8 protein-coding genes are annotated in these 7065 nt (G+C 39.6%); all 8 read right to left on the bottom strand.

The window, feature by feature from the left end:
* Positions 1-100: 100 nt before the first annotated feature.
* Complete coding sequence (glpK, locus tag ACESR9_RS03295) at positions 101-1609, bottom strand: glycerol kinase GlpK (RefSeq protein ID WP_373105540.1); 1509 nt, start codon at positions 1607-1609, stop codon at positions 101-103.
* Positions 1610-1796: 187 nt separating this feature from the next.
* Complete coding sequence (locus tag ACESR9_RS03290; protein WP_373105538.1) at positions 1797-2468, bottom strand: ankyrin repeat domain-containing protein; 672 nt, start codon at positions 2466-2468, stop codon at positions 1797-1799.
* Positions 2469-2649: 181 nt separating this feature from the next.
* Positions 2650-3399, bottom strand: a complete 750-nt coding sequence (locus ACESR9_RS03285; protein WP_373105536.1) for a CPBP family intramembrane glutamic endopeptidase — start codon at positions 3397-3399, stop codon at positions 2650-2652.
* A complete protein-coding gene (locus ACESR9_RS03280; RefSeq protein ID WP_373105535.1) occupies positions 3396-4151 on the bottom strand; it encodes a CPBP family intramembrane glutamic endopeptidase in 756 nt (251 codons plus the stop codon). The genes ACESR9_RS03285 and ACESR9_RS03280 overlap by 4 nt, the downstream gene beginning before the upstream one ends.
* Positions 4152-4173: 22 nt before the next feature.
* Entirely contained in the window at positions 4174-4590 is a 417-nt protein-coding gene (locus ACESR9_RS03275; RefSeq protein ID WP_373105533.1) for a hypothetical protein, read from the bottom strand.
* Positions 4591-4593: 3 nt separating this feature from the next.
* The gene (locus ACESR9_RS03270; protein WP_134974843.1) at positions 4594-5481 is read right to left on the bottom strand and encodes a DUF4300 family protein; all 888 of its coding nucleotides are present in this window, start codon (positions 5479-5481) and stop codon (positions 4594-4596) included.
* Between the two features lie 201 nt (positions 5482-5682).
* Positions 5683-6459, bottom strand: coding sequence for an Ltp family lipoprotein (locus ACESR9_RS03265; RefSeq protein ID WP_134974842.1), 777 nt, complete (start codon positions 6457-6459; stop codon positions 5683-5685).
* Between the two features lie 201 nt (positions 6460-6660).
* On the bottom strand, positions 6661-6972 hold the full coding sequence (locus ACESR9_RS03260; RefSeq protein ID WP_003003574.1) for a hypothetical protein: 312 nt from the start codon (positions 6970-6972) through the stop codon (positions 6661-6663).
* Between the last annotated feature and the right edge of the window lie 93 nt (positions 6973-7065).

Raw genomic sequence — 7065 nt, 5'->3', positions numbered from 1 at the left:
AGCCCTACTCAACTGTGCGGAGGTGGGACGACGAAATCGAATTCTAACGAATTACCGATTTCTGTCCCACTCTCTTAAACTATTCGTTTGATTGATCCCTTTAGTCATCAGACTCCGCAAATACTTGAGTGGCTTTGACTGCTTTCTTCCACCCCTTGTACAGCTCTTCCTTACGAGATTCATCCATCTTGGGTTCAAAGATTTGGGCTGCTCCATGAAGAGATTTTAATTCTTCTAAGTCCTTCCAATAGCCTACAGTCAGACCTGCTAGGAAAGCTGCCCCTAAAGCCGTTGTTTCCAGATTTTTGGCGCGAGCAATTGCAATTCCAAGAATATCTGCCTGAAACTGCATTAAATAATCATTTTTCGCTGCCCCTCCATCTACTTTTAGGACTGGGATAGGGGTTTTGGCATCTACCTGCATGGTGTCGATGATATCGCGTACTTGATAGGCAATGGATTGAAGGGTTGCTTTGATAAAGTCTTCCTTGGTTGTTCCCCGGGTAAGTCCGAAGACAGAACCACGCGCCTCTTGATTCCAGTATGGTGCTCCAAGACCCGTAAAGGCAGGGACCACATAGATTTCATCCTGGTTCTGGGACTTCAAAGCATAGGCCTCAGATTCAGGTGAACTGTCGATCATCCGCAGGCCATCACGAAGCCATTGAATGGCACTTCCAGCGATAAAGATAGATCCTTCAAGGGCATAGTAGACCTTGCCATTGATCCCATAACCAATCGTCGTCAGCAAGTTATTTTCTGATAACTGCATCTCCTCACCCGTATTCATGATGATGAAGGACCCAGTTCCATAAGTATTTTTGACCATACCAGGTTCAAAGGCCAATTGACCAAAGAGAGCAGCTTGCTGGTCTCCTGCCATCCCTGCAATCGGTACTTGTCCACCGTAGAAATGGAAAAGAGCTGTCTTGCCATAGATTTCAGAGTTTGACCGCACTTCAGGAAGCATGGCTTTAGGAATGTTGAGGATTTCCAAAATCTCATCGTCCCATTTCAGTTCCTTGATATTGTAAAGCATAGTACGGGCAGCATTGGAATAGTCTGTCACGTGGGCAGCTCCATCCGTCAGCTTCCAGACCAGCCAAGTATCAATGGTTCCAAAGAGCAATTCGCCCTTCTCCGCACGCTCTTGCGCCCCTTCTACATGGTCCAAGATCCAACGAACTTTAGTTGCTGAAAAGTAGGCATCAATGACTAGACCTGTCTTTTGGTGGAAGTTTTCTACATAGCCTTGGTTTTTAAGTTCCTCAGCCAGTGGAGCAGTTTGCCGTGATTGCCAGACAATGGCGTTGTAAATAGGAAGCCCCGTGTTCTTATCCCAAACAACTGTCGTTTCTCGCTGATTGGTAATGCCGATCGCCTCGATTTGATTTGGCTTGATGCCACTTTCAATAAAGACCTCAGCGATCACCGACTGAACCGAGTTCCAAATCTCATTGGCATTGTGCTCCACCCAACCAGCCTGTGGAAAAATCTGAGTGAATTCCTTTTGACTAGAGCTGACTTGCTCGCCTTTTTTATTAAAAATGATAGCCCGCGAACTAGTGGTTCCCTGGTCAATCGCCATGATGTAAGTTTCTTGAGACATAAACCGCCCTCCTGAATTCGATACTTAAAAATCTTGTTCTTTCATAAACTAGTATACTCTATTTCATCATGGATTTGTATCCATTTTTTAAAGAAAATCCGGTCTAACATTTTCCTACTACTTCTAACTCTATCAGAACAAATTAAAAGAGCCCCGAGGCTCTTTTAACTAGTGGTTCAAATGCTTATCAAGATCTGTTCTGATCTAACCGATTTAAGAACTCCATGGTCGGACTGTCTTGGTAAAGTTCTTTGAGAGGAATCTTCTGATAGACCGCTATTTCGTCCGCAGTCACACCGTAACGAATTAATAGATCATAAATACGATTTAAATCATGACGTAATTCATCCGTTATGAGGACATTATCGCTTGTTTCTTTTGTTTTCCAATAATAAGATGGCAGAACTTCCTTGGTTTCAATTAAAATAGTTTGCAACAAAGTCCCACCATGACTATCCTTCTGAGAGATATCTGCTCCAAGTTCTAACATTTTTTTAAAAACCTTGAAGGATTGGTCAGCCTTTTCATTAGACGAATACATCTCATATTGACCATTCCAACGTTTGATCATGCGCCTGCAGTCAAATACAGCTCGTCCACCCGCTGTTTGGAGGACTGGTTGACAAAACGGATTCAGCTCTGTCGGCTCTTCAATAAAGTTAAGATCTGCTCCTCTATCAATGAGTAAGTCTGCAATATCTAAATGTCCCGATTTGATAGCGACTTGAAGGAGCGACTGTCCCTGATCTCTTTTAGGTTTGTCACCCGAAACAGCATTGACTTCTTCAGGCTTTTTGTCCAATATCTGACGGACGGCCTCTAGATCTCCTCTTCGCAATAACTGAAAGGTTTTTTGCATGGTCTTTCCCCCTCTCATATTATAGATAAGAATGACACTGTGGTTAAACTAATTATATCATTTTACAGACTTCTATATGAAGTCCTATATGTTGAAATACGTCATTAGTTAAAAAGTTATATTTTATCACCATATAAAAAAAACCTCCCACCAAAATTTAGTGAGAGGTACAACTCTATTTCTATGATTTTCGTATTGCTACTAGCCAAGAGGCTAGCAGGATTTCGAAAATAACCAGAAGGATAATCTGAGGAAGAGAACTCTGAACCAGCATAAGGACAGCCAGACTATCGATCAGCATGTGAGCGAGGATACAAGGAACAGCACCTTTCGAGTACTCCTTGAGCGCTCCAAATAGGAAGGTATTCCCTAAAATCATCAAGTAAAAGATGAGATAGTTAGACGAACCTGCTGTAATCCAAGGGAGTTGATAGATAGGAATATGCCAGAGGAACCAGACAAGGGAAAGAACCATCATTTTAGGTATAAAGTGCTTACTAAAGGAAAGATGATCTTGTAAAAACCAACGCCAACCGACTTCTTCCAGACCTCCATATAAAAATGTCCAGGGGAAATAGAGGAAGAAGGCCAAGAGGGAGTTTCCAGTAAAGCGAACATTCATGAGCAGGATGGAGATCCCATAATAGATAACTGGAATGAAGAAAGCTAGGATCCAGGCCAGGGAACTTTCTTTTTGAAGAAAGACCTTTTTGAAAAATTCTCCCAGGGATTTAGTTTCACCTAAGACGATGGAAAAGCAAAGAGCTGTTATCATGGGAATCAAGTTCATTAGGATAAACAGGAGTGAGGCCCCCATACTACTCCTATCTGGGAAACACCATAGGATAACTTGCACCACTATATATGTAGCAAGGAGGGCTGTCAGTGCATACCAGATAGAGACTGATTGTTTTGAAATAGATTTGCTCATTTTTCCTCCTTTAGAGTTACAGACTTCTTTCTTGCAACCATGATTGCTAAACTAATAATAAGAAATTTACTGACTAGAGATAGCCAACCATGTTCATTCACTAGAATCTGAGACAAGGAATTGATACAGGCATGAGTCATGACACAGATCCATAAATTTTGCGTTTTATGATACAAGGCCGATAAGATAAAGCAGTTAGTTAGCAGACCTACTAGAAACGGAAACAATTGAATGACAGCTAAAGAACCATCAATATAAAAGTATAGTAGATGCCAACTAGACCAGGCTAAAAAGGTGATCAAAGTAGCTGAAAGATAAGGTATTTTTTCCTGCAAAGTTGGTTGAAAGAAATAACGCCAGCCAATTTCTTCAACTCCACCAAAAAGAAGAGCCTTGAAAAAAAGTACTACTGGCAAGACCAACGATTGAGTGGTGATCTTACCACCAAAGATAAGGGGGAAAAAGTCGAGAAGCAAGAAAACAAGTACCAAACAATAATTTGCCAAACTGTCTTTGACTTGAAAAAAATCTTTTAGAAGTTGTTTGAAACTAGATTGATAGTAGCCAATACTAGCAAGACTACCCCAAAATGCAGATGATAAGCCACCTACAATAATAGCGATGATACCAAATGATGATGTAAAATCAACCTTGACTCCTCCTGCTCTTAAAAAACAAACCAGAAGGCTGACTCCTAATACTTGACCAAAGGTCCCTAACAAATACATAGATAGGGCTTGCTTTCTACTCATTCGCGATTCCTTTTTCTTTCAATTAATTACCAGTGCTATCTACTTTAAACCCATACTTACCTGCATTTCGTTTGAGCTTCTCAACCAGAGCTTCATTCCGCTTGCTTTTTCCAAAAAAGAAGGGAATAGTCTTTCCATTTCTGAGTTCGATATAGAAAGCATAGCGAGCCCCACCACCAGATCGTCCACGAAAAATTGCATAGGTGATTTGCTTGATCTCTTTCAGTGGGATCCTGCGACGACTGAAACACAGAGCGGCATGGATATAGAAGATTCCACGGTTAATATGGAAGGGCGCAAAGAAGGGACCACCACTACGTCTCGCGATTGCCCTTCTTCTCAAGATAAGGAGAAGAGTGAAAAAGAGCAATAAAACTAGCACATATAGAATCGGAGCATACTCCATTATCTTTCTAAATTCTAACACGCTGTCCTTCATCCTCTACTTCATCTCAACCCATTTTTCATTATCCATGATAAAGGGCTTAGCCAGACCTTCGCCTGTGTAGTCTTGGTACTTGGTCTCTAAGTATTTGTAGACATCTTCCTTGGTCGCAAACTTGATGGCTTGATAGGGTTCTTCAAAGGTTAGCTTTTCGACAAAGAGATAGCCGTCCTTGGTAGGAACCAAGACACCGACATGACCGACAAAAAGGGTATTTCCATCCAGGTTATCATGAACGATAACAGAAAGCATGCGCGCATTTTCATTGAACTTGAAGTGAGAAAAATACTCTTCCATCTTCTTGGCATGGACCTTGACATCCGTTGTTGCTTCTGTCGGAACCCGTGAATACAGAATGTTAAAAGCTTCCTTGTCTGCCTCACCGAAGATCTTCCCTTTGTCAATCGCATCATTGTCCACGAACAAAAGTTCACTATCCGCTTTCATTTTAGGAATCTCGATACGATTCTTCAGAAGAGTATAGCTATTGATCCGGCAGTTGGTCCCGACGAAATCGCCCTTTTTCTTGGTCCACAAGTCACTGATCTTCTCAACATTGTAGTCTGTTTTCTTGAAGGTGCTGAAGTCACCCGTCAAGCCGACCGAGCCGACAATGCTATCATAGTCCGTTACTAGACCAAGAAATTTGTCTACACTTTCCTGATCCAAATAAGCAGATAAGAGAGCCCGCACTTCTTCGACGCTTTCCTTGCTATTGAGGTTGCTATAGGTGCCCTTGTAGTGCTCCTTGTCTGAACTAGATTTCTGTACAGTGGAACTTGCCTGCTTTTCCTTGGATTGCTTTTGGTTGGTCCCACAAGCCGCTAAAGCAAAAATCGCCAAGGTACAGCTAGTAAGGAGCATGAATTTTTTAGATGGTTTCATAAACTGGTTCCTTCTCTATTGATTAAAATGTTTGTACTATAAATTTTTCATATCGATAATCCTTTTCCTCTATTATAGTTTAAAACTGGCTTTGCTCCAACTATTTTTTACGAAATGAGAAAAGTTTATGAGCAGCAAAAAAGAGCTGGCAAACTGTCCAGCTCTTCAATATGTTACAAAAATCAAAATTAAAACTATTGTTTAATTCACCCAATCTATTTTTGCATGCTCTATTGCGTACTCAGCTTCTTCTTGAGTAAATTTTCTATATTCAACAAGTATTTTTAATAACCTTTCTTTTGAAATGTTGCCACCGTTTGAAGAAGATTCTGCTTGTTTCACAGCTTCCTCTTTCCAATCGAAATTACCTTGTTCTATGGCATAATCAGCCTCTTCTTGAGTAAATCGTTCAACATTTATAAGTTGCCAAACTAATTTTTCTTTCGAATAATGAAACTCTTGATAATATTTTGCTTTTAAAAGTGCTTGCTCTTTCCAGTCTACATTAAGCTTATTTAAAGCGTACTGAGTAGCATCCTCTGAATACCTGTCATACTTAGTAAGATAAATTTTAATTTGCTGCTGCGATAAATGCTTTTTTGACCAAGATTTAGCTTTTTCATATGCCCTTGTATATTCTGGATATAGTAAAGTTGGAGGAAATAGTCCTTTCATAAACATATTCATTAATGATTCTAAATCTTCCTTATTTTTTCTATCACTTGAAGAAGAGTATTTTTTATAATCATAATTCTGCGTACTAGAACTTGAAGTAGCGTATTCTTGTTTTGATGATTCAAAATCATCCTTATTTCCATCACTTGAAGAAGAGTATTTTTGTACAGGATTAGTCAACTGTGATCCTGAACGCGAATTTATCCATTTATTATAATTTATTTCATAATCAATTACTATAAGAGCTAGCATTCCTGCAAATAATCCAAAAATTGTAAAAATAAATATCAAAAACTTTTTCATCATGACTACCTTTACTTGTTTTTCTCCAATGAAATTTTCATCCCTCTGGAACTGCTTTCATTAGTATTATATCATGAAATATTGTTCATTTTTATTTACTAGTGTAAAAGTCTCTATGGCTAGTAAATAAAAAAGTGACTGCATTTCAACTGCAATCACTCATTCTATGTGAAATAAAAAATGACAAAGTATTATAAAATCTTATTTAATCTTGTGTTTGTTCATCTTTTCTTCAAAGATAGCTGTCATAATCTTGCGGAGTTCTTCTCCTTCTTTTTCAGGAAGGTCCCCTTGACGTTTCGCCACGGCATAGAGTTCAGGGTATTGTTTGGCTACACGCTCAACTGTCTTAGTCGTCGCATGCCCTCTGACAAAGAAAGGAATGCGTTTAATCCATTCTTGCGGTACAAGAGCAAGCAATTTCTTCGCTGCTTCCTTATCAGAAAGCTCAGCCGTGCTCAATCCTTGCTTGATTTGTTCTTGTTCTTTTTCTGTAAAATCTTTCAATTCCATAGTAAACTCCTCATTTGTTTATCTAAGGACACATTATACACCTATGGAGGGGAATGTACAACTAAAGGATTTCGGAAAATAGCACACAAATGC

This window comes from Streptococcus parasanguinis, from assembly GCF_964238605.1.
Lineage (GTDB): Bacteria > Bacillota > Bacilli > Lactobacillales > Streptococcaceae > Streptococcus > Streptococcus parasanguinis_AJ.
The sequence above is the reverse complement of the archived record's forward strand: the minus strand, read 5'-3'. Positions and strand labels throughout refer to the sequence as shown.